The organism is uncultured Treponema sp. (genome assembly GCF_946187725.1).
Taxonomy (GTDB): Bacteria; Spirochaetota; Spirochaetia; order Treponematales; family Treponemataceae; genus Treponema_D.
Window position 1 is genome coordinate 1 of sequence record NZ_CAMHSK010000050.1, and the last position, 16,555, is coordinate 16,555.

The 16,555-nt window shown below is 39.7% G+C and carries 25 protein-coding genes and 1 pseudogene; 7 read left to right on the forward strand and 19 right to left on the reverse strand.

Annotation, left to right across the window (positions count from 1 at the left end):
- A partial coding sequence (locus Q0Q74_RS12820) for a hypothetical protein (protein ID WP_294431452.1) occupies nt 1-2,589 on the forward strand: 2,589 nt, incomplete at its 5' end.
- On the opposite strand, the gene Q0Q74_RS12825 is transcribed toward Q0Q74_RS12820, so the two are convergent.
- A complete protein-coding gene (locus Q0Q74_RS12825) occupies nt 2,590-3,261 on the reverse strand; it encodes a hypothetical protein (RefSeq protein ID WP_294431453.1) in 672 nt (223 codons plus the stop codon). It lies immediately after the preceding gene.
- A 129-nt stretch (nt 3,262-3,390) separates the two neighbouring features.
- Between Q0Q74_RS12825 and Q0Q74_RS12830 the strand changes: the two genes are divergently transcribed.
- Complete coding sequence (locus tag Q0Q74_RS12830) at nt 3,391-3,588, forward strand: hypothetical protein (RefSeq protein WP_294431455.1); 198 nt, start codon at nt 3,391-3,393, stop codon at nt 3,586-3,588.
- Between the two features lie 243 nt (nt 3,589-3,831).
- Nucleotides 3,832-4,455 (forward strand): hypothetical protein, encoded by a 624-nt coding sequence (locus tag Q0Q74_RS12835; protein ID WP_294431456.1) that lies wholly within the window; start codon nt 3,832-3,834, stop codon nt 4,453-4,455.
- A gap of 272 nt (nt 4,456-4,727) precedes the next feature.
- Here Q0Q74_RS12835 and Q0Q74_RS12840 read toward each other — a convergent pair whose 3' ends face one another.
- Complete coding sequence (locus tag Q0Q74_RS12840; RefSeq protein WP_294431457.1) at nt 4,728-5,024, reverse strand: helix-turn-helix domain-containing protein; 297 nt, start codon at nt 5,022-5,024, stop codon at nt 4,728-4,730.
- Between the two features lie 212 nt (nt 5,025-5,236).
- Here Q0Q74_RS12840 and Q0Q74_RS12845 point away from each other — a divergent pair, with 212 nt between their 5' ends.
- Both Q0Q74_RS12845 and Q0Q74_RS12850 read left to right on the forward strand, forming a co-directional pair.
- Nucleotides 5,237-6,094, forward strand: coding sequence for a BRO family protein (locus tag Q0Q74_RS12845; protein WP_294431459.1), 858 nt, complete (start codon nt 5,237-5,239; stop codon nt 6,092-6,094).
- A 41-nt stretch (nt 6,095-6,135) separates the two neighbouring features.
- A complete protein-coding gene (locus Q0Q74_RS12850) occupies nt 6,136-6,408 on the forward strand; it encodes a hypothetical protein (protein ID WP_294431460.1) in 273 nt (90 codons plus the stop codon).
- A 30-nt stretch (nt 6,409-6,438) separates the two neighbouring features.
- Here Q0Q74_RS12850 and Q0Q74_RS12855 read toward each other — a convergent pair whose 3' ends face one another.
- The 11 genes and pseudogenes from Q0Q74_RS12855 to Q0Q74_RS12905 form a co-directional block, all read right to left on the reverse strand.
- On the reverse strand, nt 6,439-6,702 hold the full coding sequence (locus Q0Q74_RS12855; RefSeq protein ID WP_294431461.1) for a hypothetical protein: 264 nt from the start codon (nt 6,700-6,702) through the stop codon (nt 6,439-6,441).
- Nucleotides 6,689-7,093: a hypothetical protein gene (locus tag Q0Q74_RS12860; RefSeq protein ID WP_294431462.1), complete on the reverse strand. Its 405-nt coding sequence runs from the start codon at nt 7,091-7,093 to the stop codon at nt 6,689-6,691. The genes Q0Q74_RS12855 and Q0Q74_RS12860 overlap by 14 nt, the downstream gene beginning before the upstream one ends.
- Before the next feature lie 2 nt (nt 7,094-7,095).
- Entirely contained in the window at nt 7,096-7,842 is a 747-nt protein-coding gene (locus Q0Q74_RS12865) for a DNA methyltransferase (RefSeq protein ID WP_294431463.1), read from the reverse strand.
- A gap of 6 nt (nt 7,843-7,848) precedes the next feature.
- Nucleotides 7,849-8,199, reverse strand: a pseudogene (locus Q0Q74_RS12870) (DNA cytosine methyltransferase); the annotation flags it as partial.
- Complete coding sequence (locus tag Q0Q74_RS12875; RefSeq protein WP_294431467.1) at nt 8,199-8,450, reverse strand: hypothetical protein; 252 nt, start codon at nt 8,448-8,450, stop codon at nt 8,199-8,201. The gene Q0Q74_RS12875 and the pseudogene Q0Q74_RS12870, both read right to left, overlap by 1 nt.
- Before the next feature lie 72 nt (nt 8,451-8,522).
- Nucleotides 8,523-8,669: a hypothetical protein gene (locus Q0Q74_RS12880; RefSeq protein ID WP_294431468.1), complete on the reverse strand. Its 147-nt coding sequence runs from the start codon at nt 8,667-8,669 to the stop codon at nt 8,523-8,525.
- Complete coding sequence (gene dcm / locus Q0Q74_RS12885) at nt 8,656-9,600, reverse strand: DNA (cytosine-5-)-methyltransferase (protein ID WP_294431469.1); 945 nt, start codon at nt 9,598-9,600, stop codon at nt 8,656-8,658. The genes Q0Q74_RS12880 and dcm overlap by 14 nt, the downstream gene beginning before the upstream one ends.
- Nucleotides 9,601-9,602: 2 nt before the next feature.
- The gene (locus Q0Q74_RS12890; RefSeq protein WP_294431471.1) at nt 9,603-10,724 is read right to left on the reverse strand and encodes a DUF1351 domain-containing protein; all 1,122 of its coding nucleotides are present in this window, start codon (nt 10,722-10,724) and stop codon (nt 9,603-9,605) included.
- Between the two features lie 306 nt (nt 10,725-11,030).
- Nucleotides 11,031-11,339, reverse strand: coding sequence for a hypothetical protein (locus tag Q0Q74_RS12895; protein WP_294431472.1), 309 nt, complete (start codon nt 11,337-11,339; stop codon nt 11,031-11,033).
- A 1-nt stretch (nt 11,340) separates the two neighbouring features.
- A complete protein-coding gene (locus Q0Q74_RS12900; protein ID WP_294431473.1) occupies nt 11,341-11,514 on the reverse strand; it encodes a hypothetical protein in 174 nt (57 codons plus the stop codon).
- Between the two features lie 40 nt (nt 11,515-11,554).
- Nucleotides 11,555-12,112: a hypothetical protein gene (locus Q0Q74_RS12905; RefSeq protein WP_294431474.1), complete on the reverse strand. Its 558-nt coding sequence runs from the start codon at nt 12,110-12,112 to the stop codon at nt 11,555-11,557.
- A gap of 143 nt (nt 12,113-12,255) precedes the next feature.
- Here Q0Q74_RS12905 and Q0Q74_RS12910 point away from each other — a divergent pair, with 143 nt between their 5' ends.
- The gene (locus Q0Q74_RS12910; RefSeq protein ID WP_294431477.1) at nt 12,256-12,465 is read left to right on the forward strand and encodes a hypothetical protein; all 210 of its coding nucleotides are present in this window, start codon (nt 12,256-12,258) and stop codon (nt 12,463-12,465) included.
- Here the strand turns inward: Q0Q74_RS12910 and Q0Q74_RS12915 are convergent.
- The 4 genes from Q0Q74_RS12915 to Q0Q74_RS12930 all read right to left on the reverse strand — a co-directional run bounded on the left by Q0Q74_RS12915 (nt 12,443) and on the right by Q0Q74_RS12930 (nt 14,368).
- Nucleotides 12,443-12,781, reverse strand: a complete 339-nt coding sequence (locus Q0Q74_RS12915; protein ID WP_294431478.1) for a DUF4406 domain-containing protein — start codon at nt 12,779-12,781, stop codon at nt 12,443-12,445. The two genes, Q0Q74_RS12910 and Q0Q74_RS12915, sit on opposite strands and share 23 nt — an antisense overlap.
- A gap of 112 nt (nt 12,782-12,893) precedes the next feature.
- Nucleotides 12,894-13,049, reverse strand: a complete 156-nt coding sequence (locus tag Q0Q74_RS12920; RefSeq protein WP_294431480.1) for a hypothetical protein — start codon at nt 13,047-13,049, stop codon at nt 12,894-12,896.
- A gap of 54 nt (nt 13,050-13,103) precedes the next feature.
- Complete coding sequence (locus Q0Q74_RS12925; RefSeq protein WP_294431483.1) at nt 13,104-13,895, reverse strand: DUF6273 domain-containing protein; 792 nt, start codon at nt 13,893-13,895, stop codon at nt 13,104-13,106.
- A gap of 2 nt (nt 13,896-13,897) precedes the next feature.
- Nucleotides 13,898-14,368: a hypothetical protein gene (locus Q0Q74_RS12930; RefSeq protein ID WP_294431485.1), complete on the reverse strand. Its 471-nt coding sequence runs from the start codon at nt 14,366-14,368 to the stop codon at nt 13,898-13,900.
- A 404-nt stretch (nt 14,369-14,772) separates the two neighbouring features.
- On the opposite strand from Q0Q74_RS12930, the gene Q0Q74_RS12935 reads away from it, so the two are divergent.
- Entirely contained in the window at nt 14,773-15,204 is a 432-nt protein-coding gene (locus Q0Q74_RS12935) for a helix-turn-helix transcriptional regulator (protein WP_294431486.1), read from the forward strand.
- Nucleotides 15,205-15,458: 254 nt separating this feature from the next.
- Here Q0Q74_RS12935 and Q0Q74_RS12940 read toward each other — a convergent pair whose 3' ends face one another.
- Both Q0Q74_RS12940 and Q0Q74_RS12945 read right to left on the reverse strand, forming a co-directional pair.
- Entirely contained in the window at nt 15,459-15,596 is a 138-nt protein-coding gene (locus Q0Q74_RS12940) for a hypothetical protein (protein WP_294431487.1), read from the reverse strand.
- Between the two features lie 84 nt (nt 15,597-15,680).
- Complete coding sequence (locus Q0Q74_RS12945; protein ID WP_294431490.1) at nt 15,681-16,436, reverse strand: SDR family NAD(P)-dependent oxidoreductase; 756 nt, start codon at nt 16,434-16,436, stop codon at nt 15,681-15,683.
- Nucleotides 16,437-16,555 lie beyond the last annotated feature (119 nt).

The window sequence follows — 16,555 nt, forward strand, 5'->3', positions numbered from 1 at the left end:
GTCAATCAGCAGGTAGCACAGATTCAGAATCCGCAAAATACGCCCGCTCAAAATGTCAATCAGCAGGTAGCACAGATTCAGAATCCGCAACAGGGAGCAATTCAAAACACAAATCCGTTTGAAATAAAAGTCGAAGTCGATAAAAATGAAGTTCAAAAGCAACTTGATGAAATTTTCAAGCAACAGAATTCAATCAATATTGGAGATTTGCAACAGGGCATAAAAAAAGGAAAGTCACCAGCAGATGTTCTGAAACAAGCAAACATTGACAGGTTGAAGAATCAGTTTAATTTAGTGAACAAAGAAGCCGATGAACTTTTGGAAAAAATGAAAAAAATTGATGCTGTCGCAAATCCGCATGAATACGGTTCTATGGCAAACACTGTTCTGAAACTTGAAGAAGTTAAAAGAAGTTTATCCGATGAAATTAACAGGTTAGAGAAAGATAAATCTGGCGGAAATGTCGCTACAGATTTGTTAAAACGCTTTTTTGGTGGCGGTCAGTTAGGTTTTCTCGGTAAACTTGGAATAGGTGGGGCGATTGCTGCAGGCGTTGTAAAAGCCGTAGACATGGGATTAAAGACTTATTCCGGGAAAACTCAAACGGATATTGCAGCAGAAGGGCAGTATCTTAACGGCGATGTGATTAACGCAAATATTACAGAAAAAGAAAACTCATGGTGGACTAAGATTCCGCTGCTTGGTGGTATGATTAAAAGCGGAATACAGGTTTTTGACACAAACGAACAACGCCGGGCAGTTACGGAGTTGAACGGCTGGATTAAAGAGGCAACTCCAACAATGGATTCTCTAAGTATGTACGGAAACCTTAATCAAGGTAACGCAATAGAGAATTCACGCAAAATTGCAGACAGTTATGCGCGTATGGCTGACCTTGTTTCCAGAGGTGGAACAGGTTATAGCACAAATGAAGGTGTTGAAGTAAAGAATCAGCTTGCGCAGTATGGATATAAAAGCGAAAACGCAGAAGTTGACGCAAATTCAATTCTCAAATGGCAGAGAGCGACAGGAGCGGGAAGAAGTGAGCTTATTGACTTTGTAGGTTATGCTTCACGCTATGGTGGCGCAAACGGTGCTACAAACGCTCTCGGTATTGCTTACGGCGGATTAACCGCAAGCGGAATGGAGAAGGGGCAGCTTTCGGAATTCTTGCGTGGTATGCAGGGCGTAATGGAAGAAGGAATTTCTAAGGGCTTTGTTTATGGGGCTGATGAAGTCGCAAGAAATATGTCTTTTTTCTCTAAACTCACAGGCAATAACGCAATGTGGAGCGGTGAAAACGCAGCCAGAAAGATTTCCGGGATAAACTCATCTATTGAAAACTCTACAAATCTTGATTCTGTTGCAGCCGTGATGAACTTTCAAGTTGCACAGAGCCTTATCGGAAAGACGAAAGAAGGTTTTGACGCTTATGTAGGCACTTTTGATATTGGAAAAGACAAAAAGGGCTTATCTCTCTATACAGGCACACCGCTTGACACCTTTATGGCAATGGAAAAAGGCTTGAAAGCTGAAACTGTCGGCGGTACTATGGACGCTTTATCAAAGCAGTTTAATATCGGTTATGGTAAAGACGGAACTTTAACAGGCGATGTTATGAGTGCCGCAACTATGCTTTCTCAAATGTGGGGCTTGAACAATACAGGCGCAGTCCAGATGATGAAAACATGGGCTGTAAATGGGAAAATAACCGATACTGACATTAAGAACATTCAAAGCGACCCTGCAATGATTACGAAAGAAACGCAGGCACAAAAAACTATAGAGGATATTAAGACTGATGTTCAAAAAATTGCTTCTACAGGTCTTACAACAGCGCAGAATATTCTTAATGAGATAAAAGCAAAGAACGGAACAAAGAAAGAAGAAAACGACAAGAAACGAAATCTAAATGAAATGGATTTTGATTCTGTCATGGGTGATTTATATTCAGAAAGAAATAATTTCAGCACAACCGCTGGAAGGGCTGACAGCGCGGCGTATAAAAAACTCAAAAACAGATTCAAAACAGCAGAAGGAAAGGACGCAGAAACCGCCGTTAAAATACTTGATTCTATTTCTGTACTTTCTACACAAGATGTCGAAAATCTTGATACAAGCGGTGTTGCTAATTCTTTTGCTGATATGTCTATGGACGACATTTTGAAAGCAATACAGAATAAACAGTTTGGTGTAGGTGATAAATCTATTTTGTCGCCATATAGCAATCTGCCAAATAATTTTAAATATAAAGTTCCGGCAAGCAGTCCAACAAGAAAAAATTGGTTTGGTTATGCAAGCCCTTACTCTCTTGATGATTTTCTCGAAAATGAAGCTGCACCACTTATGGAAGGTGTCGCTTCTGATACAGGAACAACAGTTGACAAAGTTATCAGTCAGTTAAAAAAGACAAATCCATATCTGGTTACAACTTTTGACAGGTTTAAGACTGACGGTTCTCTCAATTCTACAGAAGTTACAGCTTTGTTGACTTCAATTCTTACAGCAATCAAGCAGCAGACTTCAAACGGTCAGATGTTAAAGGACGCTATGGAAGCAATGAGCATAAATATCAATGTTCAGCAATAATTAGATGTGTTCCAGATATTCTATTACAAAGAAGCTACCTTCTACAGTTCCGTATAAATTGTAGTAATTATTGCTATTAAATCGCTCTTTTTTGATGTTTAATAGCAATTCGGCGGCTTCATCTGTATATTTTACACCGATATTCTTGAATTGAGAATCAACAGAATCATAGTACACAAAATTTGCATATCCCATATCTGTATTTTCATATCTGGCTTCAAAACATATTTTTTGATTTTTGAATCTGGAAGGTAATAGTTGTAATTCTCTTACAGAAACTTGTTTGTATTCTTTTGACAAATCGTAGCGGTTCAAATCAGAAATATTATAAATATTCAATTTATTCTGATTTAGGAAACTGATAAAAATTGCAGCATTTTCTTGAATTTTTGGATATTGATTTTCAGCACTCGTAAAACACTGATTGTAATACATCTTATCTTCAATGGAAGCATTATTTCCTTGTTCGTTCTTGATGATTAAAAGGGAAAAGATAAAATTCATTTCTTCCTTGTCTTTATCATACGGAAGATACATTTCAAGGACTTTATAAGTATCTTTTACAGAATCACCTTTATACTCTGTAAACAGTTTATTCCAATCATCATAACTTTGTGCAAAAACTGAAAGCCCGGCAAAAAGCAGAAAAAAAGATAAAACAAATCTTTTCATATTCTCACCTCACAACTTAATTATACACAAATTTGTGCAAATTCGCAAATAAAAAGGTATTTACTACAAATTGTAATAATTGTGGTGAAAATTACTACAATATGATATAATTGTGTAAAGGGGTATGTTATGACAAAGGCTGATTTTGACAACTATATGAAATTCCGCAAGGCAGCAGAAGAAAACGCCGCAAAGATTGAGAAAATCTTGAATGAGAATGGTTATACAGTAGTAAGGGCTTACAATCCAGAGGTTATTAACGGCAAAGACGGCAAGCCCGAACTGATTACAAATCTTATTGTTTCACAGGAATTTCCGCTTGATTAGCGGAGTTATCCTCGATTGTAAGTGACTTGCCACAAAAAGGGCAGATGTTTTCTAGCTCGTTAGAGCGCGGCAAATGATATTCTCCCGGAGCTGTATCGCCAACAAGAGCCTTACAGGTGTCGCAATAACATCTCCATTGTTTGCGACCGTCTTTGTAATAGGTTTTTACTTCCATATTCTGATTGTCGTAGTAATGTGGATAAAAGATTAAGAGAAACTAGGATTTTAACGGAGGCTTCGTAAATGTTACTTGTTATGAAGAAGTCATTGATAGAGCAATTTGAAAGAGATTTCGGGGAATTTGAGAAACCGAGGGTTTATGTGCTTTTTAATGATAGCGGAACTGTACAAAAGGCTTTTCAATCTTCATTGCACCCAAGAGATGAACACGGACGATTCACAGAAAAGGGAGTAATGGAACTTACCGAAGAAGAGCGGAAGGAATTGTTGGATTATTTGGAAAAAGAGGAATACGAGGAATATCACGGGTTTCATGTTTCTAAACGAAAATTTGAAGCAATCAAGAATGGAAGATACAAAACAGAAATTGAAATGTGTAAGATTCTTTCAGATAAAGGTTTTGATGTTTATTTGCTTGATGAAAAATATACGAAAGGAAAAAAGGCAGACACCTTTTTCAAGAAAGATGGGAAAAGAGATTTTCTTGAACTAAAGGACACTGAAAACGACATTACAAGGCAATATAACAGAAGCACCGAGCAAGCTAAAAATTGTTTTATTTCCGTAAAAGGCTTTGTTTCTCCCATGCAAATGAGAAACCTCAAAGAAGCTGTTGCAAAAAATTCAAATGCAGATGAAGTATATTTATATATCAGTGGTGAAAATAAATTCTTGAAGATAAAATAAAAAAACGGCTCTTTAAGAGCCGTAATAAAAAGTTGCTTGCCCGCCTAGGTAACACGGAATAAACCGAAAGCCCCGACCTTGGAACATTAAGGGAGTGAATCCCATAGCAACACTATATCGGGAACTTTTAATCTTCACCGAAGCACGCAGCCACGGCATACCCGAAAACAGATGTTTTCATGGAAGCGACCCAACCTATTTATTTTATACAACACTTTTGGTATTTTGTCAAACCTTTTTAACCCTTCTTCTTCTTTCAAATTTGTGAAGTTCTATTTTTCTTTTATATTCTCAATGAAATTATCTATGCTATCTCTCAGATTGTCGTATTTTTCTTTATAGATGTTTTTTTCTTTGCCTGTAGCAAGATATTCAACGGAAGTTTCAAGCCGTTCTGCAATTTTACAAGCATCAAATACATCTGGGGCAACATTTTTGGAAATCCTACCTCGGTGCGATTGCAAGTTTATTCTGCATGATTCGCAAAGTTCTATCTGTGAGATTCCTTTTTCCTTGCACTTTGCCTTAACTCGCTCATAAAAGGCTTTGATTTCATCTTCTGTACTCATATTCGTATTACATTGCTATTATCGTATTTTTTAGGAAAAAAGACAAGTGAAAAATAGCCAAAAAGAAATTATTCTGAAAGAAAATATTGACAAAGATTTCTAAATGGAATAATAATAATAATATAAAATAGCCGTATGGCAATTTTAATAAAACAAGTGATTTTAGGTGTTCAAGTCTGCAAACCTACTGCCTAAAATCACAAGGAGCTTTTATGCAAAACCCAATTAGTTTATCGGCTGAAAATGCCGTTGGTTTAGCACAGAATGATGTAATGACATTCAACAGTGCTGAATTCGGAAATGTGCGGACTGTCGTAATTAACGGCGAGCCGTGGTTTGTCGGTAGAGATGTTGCATTGTCTTTAGGGTATGCAAAACCCGAAAATGCAATCTCTAATCATGTTGAAAATGACGATAAAACCTCTACCCTAATACAGGGGAGTGGTTCTAATTACAAAAGTAAGGCAATCGTTATCAACGAAAGCGGCTTGTATTCGCTCATTCTTGGCTCAAAGCTGGAATCCGCAAAGAAATTCAAGCATTGGGTAACAAGTGAAGTCTTGCCGTCAATCAGAAAGACAGGCGGCTACAATGTACCGAAAACTTATGCGGAAGCCTTGCAGATTGCGGCAAATCAAGCAAAGCAGATTGAGGAAAAGAACAGGCAGATAGCGCAGATGAAGCCGTCCGCCGATTCTTGGGAAACTTACGCCGGGGATATGAAGCAGCGAAGCAAGGAAAAGTCTTTCCGTGATGTTGCGAAGCTCTTGGGGCTTACGCCGCAGAAATCACTTATCAAATGGTTCTTTGATAACGGCTATATCATGCGTGGCGGTGACGGTTGGACGGCAACCCAGAGGGGAATAGAAAGCGGAATGTTGGTAAATCGCATTATCACGGCGCAGAACGGACACGCCGGGGAACAATGCAAGGTTACGACATTTGGCATGATGAAGCTCTCCTACTTGAAGGGGGAGGGAACTTTTGACAACTGCATAGCGCAGGAAAGGACTTTCGGCGAGCGCAGAAAGCCGAGGAATTACCGCAGCAAGTCCACTCTGACGGACTAAAAGAACAACCCAACGATACATTTTTAAGAGGAGATAACGATATGACTATAGGCGAAATTTACGGAACAGCACTAAAAGTGCAGAATCTTTCCAACGAAGAATGGGATGCGTTCAATTCATTTTTTGACGAGCGTGATGTAATCAACAACGACATGAAGAAGGAAAACCCGGCTTTGTTCAATGCCCTTTGCCGAATGAAGGAGAATCAAGCGAAGATTGAAACGATTGACGCTCTTTTCTGCTCATGCGACGGTAAATTTGAGGACAGGACTGTTTCAACAAGCCGGGAACTTGCGATAGCAAGCAATTTTTAAATTTTGTAAAATAGAAGAGGTCGTGAGAAATCACGACTTCTTCTTCTCAAAGAATTCCTTTACTCTTGCCGTTGCGTTTTCTTGAATTTTGTTCATCGCTTCAAGAGCGTCTTTCTTTGAAGTTTTGCCGAAAACGCCGATTATAAGCCGGGCGTAAATATCGGTGAAAAGAAAGGCAATGCTTCCGGCTGTACCTTTTGCAAAGTTCTTTTCAATCTTGCCGTCTTTCACTTTGATTTCGATTTCTGTTTCCTGTACACGGTTGATAAAGTCTTTTACATTATTCTGTTTCATTTTTCTGTTTCTCCTGTCGTTCTGGTATTTTGTGGTTATAGTCAACGATGTTTCCGAAGGTGAATAATGCGAAGTCGTTTGCGCATGATTCACACAGGCTCATATTGCAGTTTGAAGCTCCCCTTATATCAAGATTCAAGAACAGTGTGGAACTATCCTTGATTTCCTTTTTGCAACGCCCGCAGTATTTCTTGATAGGCTTCTGTTTCATATATCGTGTGTCTACCTGCATTTTCCCGGTATCATACAGATACATCATGTAAATATAGGTCGGCACTAGAAGAAGCGATACAGTGCCTAAGAAAGCCCATTTTTTATTGAAGCGTTTGGCAATTTTCCAAACATTGGGAATTTCCTTAAATTGTGCTATATAATACTGTCCGAATGTCATTTCTATTCTGCCCCCTCAAAAAGTGATTGCATTTTAATCTGTTTGTTTTCTTCGATAAGTTCTGATTCATCGAAAAGAGAAGGACAAAAACCGCCCTCGCTTTTAAGCCGTTCAATGGCTGGAATAAAGTATTTTCCCCGAAGCTCACAGCCTAGAAAGTGTCTGCTTTCGTTTCCGGCGACTAAGAGCGTTGAGCCGCTCCCGGCGCAAGGGTCAAAGACTGTCTGATTAGGTCGTGAGTTTTCTATGATAAGCTGCCTTAATAAGTCGTGATTCTTTTCTGTCGGGTGGAGTTTTCCTGTTCCTTGCGGATATGTAAGCACGGAAGGAATACAGAAGCCGCCGAAATATGCGCCGGGCTTTTTAGTCCATACGGCGTTTTCTACTGAATTAAGGTATTCTTTTTCGCCGTTCATTACGCTTGGATTTGTCTTAGCCCATACTAAATGGCGTGTAGGGTATTTTTTTTTCTTGAAGTATGTGAAGATTTGCGCAAGCTGTTCTATTCCGCAGAATATGACGATTGAGCCTTTTGTTACTTTGTCAACGAGCGGCAAAAACTCTGACAGCTCGAATGTCTTTGTGTCTGCATCGCCTTTATCCAGATTCCTTCTATCCATGCCATTATGTCCGATATTGGTATTAACTTCGCAGTACGGTATGTCGGTAAGGGTGAGGTCTACGGAATTCTTAGGCATATTCTTCATGTATTCTATGCAGTCGCAATGTATGAGCGTGTCAAAGTCCATTTTGTTTTAGTTCCTCTCATTCCAAGGCTTTACGCCTTTTATGTTCATCTGTGAAAAGATTGCCATTAAGACACAAACACAGATTGAATTTCCAGCTTGCTTATACAGTTGCGTGTTACTTACAACTTTTTCAGCCTTATCAAAATCTTCATCAGAAAAAGCCATAAGCCGCCAACATTCTCTTGGTGTTAATTTTCTGATTCTATATTTCTTTGCTTCTTCTACATCATCTATAATCATAGGTTCTCTTCCGCCGCCCTGCATTGTCGTAATGGTTGGGCAAAGATTGTTTTTATCCCATACATTGCCTGCAAAGCCTGTACCTCTGTTTTCTCCGTATAAATTACCAAGCCGCTTTACTTCTGATACTTGACAAGAAGAAGCACAGCATGAATACTTGTCTTGTCTTGTCTTGTCTTGTCTTGTCTTGTCTTGTCTTGTCTTGTCTTGTCATAGCTATATCCACCCATATTTTTTATAATCCCCACAAGAATTTTTACATCGTGATTTTCGGCTCTAAGAGTAGGAGCAATTCCATTTGTTTCGTAAACTCGGCGGTCTTGTTCTCTCTTCAAGTCAAGTTCACCGATTATTTTTATTTTTCCCATTCCAAAACTCCGTTTCCTAATTGAATTTTCCCTAAGCCTTTGTAGTCACGAGCCATTAGGCAAGCCGCAATATCAGTCGTTCTTTCTATTCTCTGTGTATTCAACAACACCGCTACCGTCTGCTTGCAGGTTTGAGATTCCGCAGTCGTACCTTGCTTTAATGCAGTTTGCGACTGTAATTTCTCTTGGGTTCTTGACACACAAATCAATGGTTCGCATAATTCTCTGTTCTCTGTTCTCTGTTCTCTGTTCTCTGTTCTCTGTTCTCTGTTCTCTGTTCACAAACACCACTCATAGCTTGAAATGATTCAGAAAAACCTTTTGAGATTCTCACGCACAATGTCGTTGCGACATCTGTTTTTTCTACAAAATCCTTGCCGTTAGTGTTGATTGTTTCTGTTCCGATAGTTCCGTTTTTTAGAAGCTGCTGAATCAGTTTTTCTGCTTTTTCGTTATTGATGTAGTATTTATCATCAACATTTTCTTCAAGATAATCTTTCATTACGGTTTTAAGCGGTATCTGATTCGGAAATTCAAAATCAATGAAATCATCTGCAAGAACAGACACACAAAAACACCTTTCTCTGTTTTGGGGAATTCCGTAATCTCTTGCATTTAAGTCTTGATAGAAATTCTGATAACCTTTCTTTCTTAAAAATGAAAGCCAATTCTCAAAGTCGGCTTTGTTCTGCTCTGCATGAACTTGTGGCACATTCTCCATTAACAGGACTTGCGGCAAGTCCTGTTTTTGCAGCTCGCCCAAAATCCGCTCGACTTCCCAAAGCAAGCCAGAGTGTGTACTATGTCCGGCTTCCCAATCTGATTTTGACATTCCTTTCATCAGCCCGGCTACAGAAAGGTCTGTACAAGGAAAAGAGTAGGTGAGGATATAGCAATACTTATCTTTTTCGACAATTCCTAAATCTGCTCCGTGAACATTGCAAATATCGGTGGTCTCAAAATCCGTACCGTGAATTGCGTTATAGCTTGCCACCGCGTATTTGTCGAACTCCACGAGCCTGTAATGCTCGAAGTCTGCTCCGATATTGCGCAGAGCCATTGCCTGTGAGCCTATGCCGCCAAAAAGTTCAATAAGGCGGATAGGTTTGTCAATCTGGATTTGTGGAAAGTCAAATAAAGAATTTTGCATTGCTATTTACTTCCTTTTACATGAACATCAAGAAGCAGATAGCCCTTGTATGATGATTTTTCGTAAACAAAGCCGTTTGATTCCATTGCAGAGCGGAAATCTTTCATCTGCTGCATTGTGGCTCTCATAAGGATAGGCTCTGATTCAATTCCGCATTGTTTAGCGAGTGTTGCAATAGGCATTGTCACATAGAAATCAAAGAGTTTTTCTATCGGCTGTTTTGGCTGTTCCGGCTGAACTTCTGTTACTTCGTGTGTGCTGAAATCAACATTGTATGTCGGGGCTTCTGTGTTTACTGTTGTTTCTACTCTTTGTGGCTGTTCCGGCTCGTTTGCCCTCTGCATTAAGGCTGTCTGTCTTTCGGCTTCAAGCTGGGCTTTGCGTTCTTCTTCTGCCTGCAGGCGTTTTCTGTTCTCCCGGAGTTCAGCACCACGGCGCAAGGTTGCCTGTAAATCAAGTGTGGTAAGATACAATTCTTTGAGTGTCGCGGTGTCCTCTCCGAACTGTTCAAGGCTCTGTAAGTCGCCTGTTATGCGGTCGATGATGTGCGCTATATCATCGTGAATCTGTTTTGTTTTGTATGATTTGTTAAGCCATTTATCGTTGAAGATTCTTTCAAGCGGAACAAGATTGAAGTCGTACACTTTCCAGATGTCGACAATTTCGGCGCGTTTTGCTTCTTTCTCTCTTCGCTCTTCTTCCTTAACAACGCCGTCAAGCTGGATTGTGCAGCTTTTGACAAGGTTTACTGATTCGCTTACAAGGTCTTTGAATCCGTTGAAGGGCTGCATCCATTCCTTTTCATAGGCGATACGAGCGTCATTCATCTGCTTTGCGAGTGTGTTTAATTTTGCCTTGCGGTCGGCGGCTTTTTTCGGGTTTCCGATGTATTCTTCGATTGAGAAGTTATCTGTAAGGGCTTTGATTGAATCCCTAATAATCCTTGCGTTTGTTGTCAGAGTTCCGATTTTCATATCGGCAACGAAATTCAATGATTCAATCGGCAAGATTGCGATTTCGTTCTTTGGCTCTTCTGCCGTAAGTTCCGGCTGAACTACAGTTTCTTTTTCCTGTTCTGTCTGATTCTCTGGAACAAGAACATTCTTTTTTGTTGTTCTAGGCATTGTGTTTTTCTCCTCTAAAAAAAAGAAAGCCGTCTGTATTCTTGCCTCTACAGACGGCTTAAAATGTCGTTTGCACGACACACCGCATAAAGCGGTTTAGAAAAGGCAAGATATTTTCTAAACCGTTCTATTTGCTGAGTTGCTTAAATAAGCAACTCTAAAACAATAATATTGCTATATAGCGTAATTTGTCAATAAGAAAATTATGTAATTAAGCAATAATCACTCTGATTTTGTGCGATTTTCCCATAATCGCTATGTTTCCGGGCAATAAAAAAGGCTTGCCGATTGTAGCAAGCCATGTTTTCAGTCGTAATATAAAGGTGTATCGTATGGTACGCGCAATGTTTTGTTTCTGATTCCTTCGACGAATTGTGCAAGTCGTTTCTTTCCGTACTCGATTGTTCCGCCACTCTGAAAATTGTGACCGTTCAGAAAAAGCCGCATAAATCCACGGTTCGGAAGTTCTGGAATATCAATCAGAAAGATATAATTTTTTCCGATTCTTATTTCTTCAATCAGCTCATAGCGTTCAAGCTCTTTCTTGTCGTGACAAAGCGGGTAGGCGATTTTCTGCCATTCTTCCCATTTGTCATAGTTGCGGTTCAGCTTCATGTCATGCCTCCGGGAATTCAACCTTTACGACTTTGTGCATATCGTCAGATACGACACCAAGATTAAACCAATTACCCATGTAATATTTAGCGATACCCTCGCGTCCTACGGCTGCATTGTAATCTGTTGTCATTGTTTCGCCGTTATCGAATGTCACTCTTACAGTGTCTAACATATTGCGCTCCTTGCCGGGATAACGCCCGGCGCGATTGTTTTTAAGCCGCTCTTGCTTTTTCGATTGCGAGAATCCTCGCAACAGTCCATTTTACCTGTTCAAAACTTCCGGGGTGACTGAGATTGTCGCCGTACCCCTTATCTTTTTTGAAAGCTGCAACGACATATTCACGGCAATCTTTAATTTCACCGTTTCTGTCGTACCTTCTCTGCATTGTAGGAATGATTACATAGCGTGTTTCTTTCTTATCCGTGAAGAAGGTCTGATTTCCTGCGTCTGCCTCTTTCAGAGCCTTTTCAGCATTTTCAAGCTCTGTCTTTTCAGCTTCGTTCAGAATCTCCCAATCGTATTCAACATTGATGTAGGTGTTTGCGCCAGAAAGAATTTCGCCGTTGTATTCGTCATAGCGGATTGACTGAAAACTCTTTGCGATTTTCTCAATCGCTTCAAAGTCACATGAAAGGTCTTTTACCGTAATTCTGGTGTAATCTGAATAGCCGCAATCACCGCTTCTTACGCCAACTTGTCTTGAATTGTACCCCAGCTCTTTCTTGATTCTCTCTCGAATTTCTTTGCTTCTTTCCGAATTGATACCCATAGTTATCTCCTTGCAAGGTTTCAATTACCCTACACCATTATATTAAACTATCTAGTTTAATAAGTCAAGCAAAAAGAAATAAATTGGTGTAAATATTCAATTTTTATATTGATTTATTAAAGTAAAGGGTTTAATATTGCGATATGAACATAAGCGAAATAATCAAGATATTGTGTGTAAAGCGCAATACGACTATCGCGGAATTATCCGTAACAATGGGAAATTCAAAGCAGAATCTTTTTAACAAGCTCTACCGAAACGATATGAAAGTTTCTGATTTGGAGAAGATTTTAGAAACCCTTAACGCTGAATTAAGGGTTATTGATAAGACTACAGGAACGGAGATTGTTTAACAATCTTCTTTTCAATCTCGCTTAATTCTCTCTGGAAGATGATTGTTTTTCCGTGTGCCTGTGCATAGTGCCATTCTCTGATTGCGCCTTTTGAATTGCGCCAATCTGGAAGCATGAAGAGAGCGTCACAGCAATCTATAAGCGCGAAGTCGATATGTAAAAATTGCTCGTATGAAAAGAATTCATACTCGCCGATTTTGCAGGGATTTATGACTTTAAAGCCTTTTTCTGTAAGTATTCTTTCGGCTTCGGCAAACTTTTTTACATAGTTTTCATCACCTGTAATTTTCCCGCTGATGTAGATAATTTTATTCAATTTCATCTTCCTTGTTTTCGTTTTCACGGTCAAACAGATTCAAATATACGGCACTTGCGGCTAGTCCGCCGATTAAAATAACAAGCACAATAGATATAACGATTTCCATAGTTTAATCCTTGCAAAGCGCGTCTGAAATAAACATTCCGGCAATGTTAAGGCAAATCAGCAGGAATACTTCTAAAGCCCTGTTGTTTATATTCATCTGTACAAATTCAACGGCAAAACAACCGAATATATAACCGACTGTAAACTTTTTAATTTTCATGCGTCACACTCCCTTTCTTCCCGGCATTACGCCGGGAGATTTCAAGATATGAGTTTACTCGCTATCAGCGGTAAACTCGAAATCGGGCGCAACGCCGCCATCAGTATAACCCGCATCGCTGGCGCTACCACCACGGCGGCCGACATCGCAGAAGTAGGTGGAGTTCGACGCATGAGGCGTTTTCAGCCACCACCACCAAGTATCATTATCAAAAGCAAGAACTTTGATTCTGTTTTTAATCGCCTTGAAGTACGGCATAAAATCCTTGCTGTCCTCATTGAAAACATTGTCTTTTGAGAGCAGGGAAACATTGACTTTTCCTGTGTATTCTTTGAGAGCTTTTGCAAAGTGTTCAGCAAGGTAAACGCCGAGCGGTGTTTCTTCAAACGGCTTGCCGGATTCTTCATAATCAACATCATGTCTGAAAAGAATATCCTCAAAGTTGAAAACTACACGGCGCGGCTCAACATGAACGGCGGTAATGACAACATTTTCAAGGTCAATTTCGTCAAATTCTTCACCTTCACAATCTTTGACGGCTGGAACTTTGAAATGCGGAATAAGAATCTGCTGACCCGCTGTTACATATTTATCAGCTTCGCCGTTGTTACACCATTTGCGGAGCATTTGAAAAATTGTTGTAGAATAAACGCCGGGGTGGGCGATAGACATTATTTCAGCGTATTCAACTTTTCGTGATTCAACCTTTTCTTCCTGTTCTTCACGAATCCCCGGTTCAGCAATATCAACGGTATAAACATTTCCGTCAAAAGTTTTCTTTTTGGAAATATTCAAAATTTCCGCTCCCAAATCCTCAATCTGCTGTGCGAGCAATGCAATTTTCATGTTTATTTTCCCCCTTCATACAGGATATATTTGTTTTCAATCAATTCTTTCATGTCGTCCGCCTGCAGAATTACAGGTGTTCTTCCGTAAGGAATTGAAACGAACAGATAGAAATGATGTGTGTAAGCGGCAGCCCCTTCTTTTGTGAAAGGGGCGTGTTCCCAGACAAGATTTGTTTTCGGGAAAAATGCCTTGATAATTTTTGCCGCTCTTTTGTGGTCGAACGGCTGAATATAACTTTTGCCGTCTTTTGTGATACCGCAAAAAGTCAAAGACAGATAATAGCAACTGTTAAGCAATCGGTTCTTGAAGCCGGATTTATCCAGCAAGTTGAAAGTGCAGATTACTTTTTCTTCTTGAAAGATAAATGTAGAGCTGTCAGAATTCTTAATGCCGTCAGTGCAGATGTTTTTAATTGCGTGTTCAATAATCTTTTCAACGGATTTTGAATCGCATTTCGGGAATGTTCTCATGGAAACACCTCACCAAAAAAGAAGGGCTTTGAAACCGTTTCGTATTCTGGCAATACTACGCGGCACAAAGCCCTAAGTCTGCATAAAGCAGTTTTGGAAAAGCCAGATAATTCCAAAAATGCCTTATCGTTTTTCTTCAAAAAAGAAACCCCTTGCAAGCTCTGACCCAAGCAAGGGGCAGAAGAAAAACCCAACGATAACCTCTAAGAGGCTTGTTGATATTTAGTATAATAATACTTGCTATCGTATTGTGTCAATGATAAATCGTATTAAAACCTTGTTGAAATACTAAATATTGCAGATAGTCCGAAATACAGAATAAAAGGACTATAATTTACTGTTTTATACTTAATTTTGGTCGAAATATTGAATATTTGCGTAAAATTGACGATAATATTAGCAGAATGGAAAACTTCAACGATAGATTTGAACGCCTTATAGCCGAAAAAGGCAAGAATAAGGCTGACATTGCCGATGCCGTTGGTATATCTCGTACAGGTATGTCGTCATGGAAAGACAACGACAGAATACCACGCGCCGATGTCGCCGTAAAAATTGCAAAGATTCTTGATGTTCCTGTGGACTATCTTGTATTGGGTGAAGATGTCGGATTGAAGCCCGGAAACGAAAAATTGCCCGGAAGATTGCAGGAACTTTCGCAAGCTCAACAAGCCGTTGTAAACTCCCTTGTAGATTTATTAAGAGCGCAAACACTCACGCCGGAAGGTGCTTCTGTTGGTACAAGGTGGCAAATGTTGCCGCCGAACAAACAGCAGATTATCCTTGATATGATGAGCGATATGGAAGCAGCACAAAAGGGAATAGAAAGGGAATAAAACAAATTATCTATAATTGATTTTACTACAGGATTTTGTAAAATATTAGAGAAAAGAAGATTAAAATTGCTACAAATTGACGGAAATAGAAGGGGAAAGACGGAGACTTCCCCCTTCTATGTCCTAATCTTTTTTATCTCCCTTTGTAAGTTCGTCTTTGAGCGAAATTACTTGCTCCAGTGGCAGAGAACAGCATTTTGCAATTTTTTCTACAGGTAAATCCGTTTCTAAGAGCAGGTTCTTTGCATTCTCGATTAAAGCTTTTTTTCGCCCTTTGCTTCTGCTGCAAGGTATCCTGAGAGAATATCGCGTTCACGGCCTTCAATCTGCCCCTGAATTATCCAGCGCCAGCGTTCTTGGCTTATTTTGTTTAGCGTAGCTTCTGCTGCCATGATGCCCCCTCAGATTTAACAACTTTGTTTAGCAAATCCAATCCTTCCTTTCGCTGTTGCAAAAGGAAGGAATTTAACGGTCTGTTACTGGAGTACGAATCCGCCGTTTGGTGAGATTATTTGTCCTGTAAGATATGGGGCTGTGAGAATGTATGCCAGAGCACCTGCAATATCAGAAACATCGCCGATGTAGCCTTCTGGGATTGTTGCGGCGAGCGCGTTGAGTTCGTTCTGATTAACTCCACGGAGCATATCGGTCATAATCATGCCTGGTGCGATTGCATTTACACGCACTCCACGGCCTGCAAATTCAAGGGCAAGGGCACGTGTCAAACCAATGAGACCTGATTTTGAAGCACAGTAATCTGCCTGATTGATTACGCCTGTCATGCCGCCTACAGAAGATGTATTTACGATTACGCACTGTGAATCCTTTGAGGAATGATTAATCATGTGCGGAAGAACCAGATGTGTCATGTGAAGCGCGCTCATGAGATTTGTTCCGATTACCTGTTCATAAGCTTCATGTGTGATGTCAATCCAGTTGCTGTTGTTTGTGATTCCTGCATTGTTTACGAGAACATCGATGTTATCACCGAATTTTTCTACGGTTGCTTTTACGAGCTTTTCGCAGTCTTCGTATTTGCTGACATCTGCTTTGACAACAAGTGTTCCGACTTTGTATTTGCTTTCAAGATCAGTTGCGATTTTTTCAGAAAGTGCCTTTGAAGAGTCGCTTCTGTAATTGATAACTACATTGTATCCGAGTTCGCCGAGTTTTTCGCTCATTGCCTGTCCGATACCACGAGATCCGCCTGTGATAATTGCTGTTTTTGACATTAAAAGCCTCCTATTTTTGTCATTGTCCTTTTCAGAATACAACGCTTTATTGAATTTGTCGAATTTTTTGTGATATACTCGTCTTGAAATGATTGAAAATATTTTTGAAATTAAACACG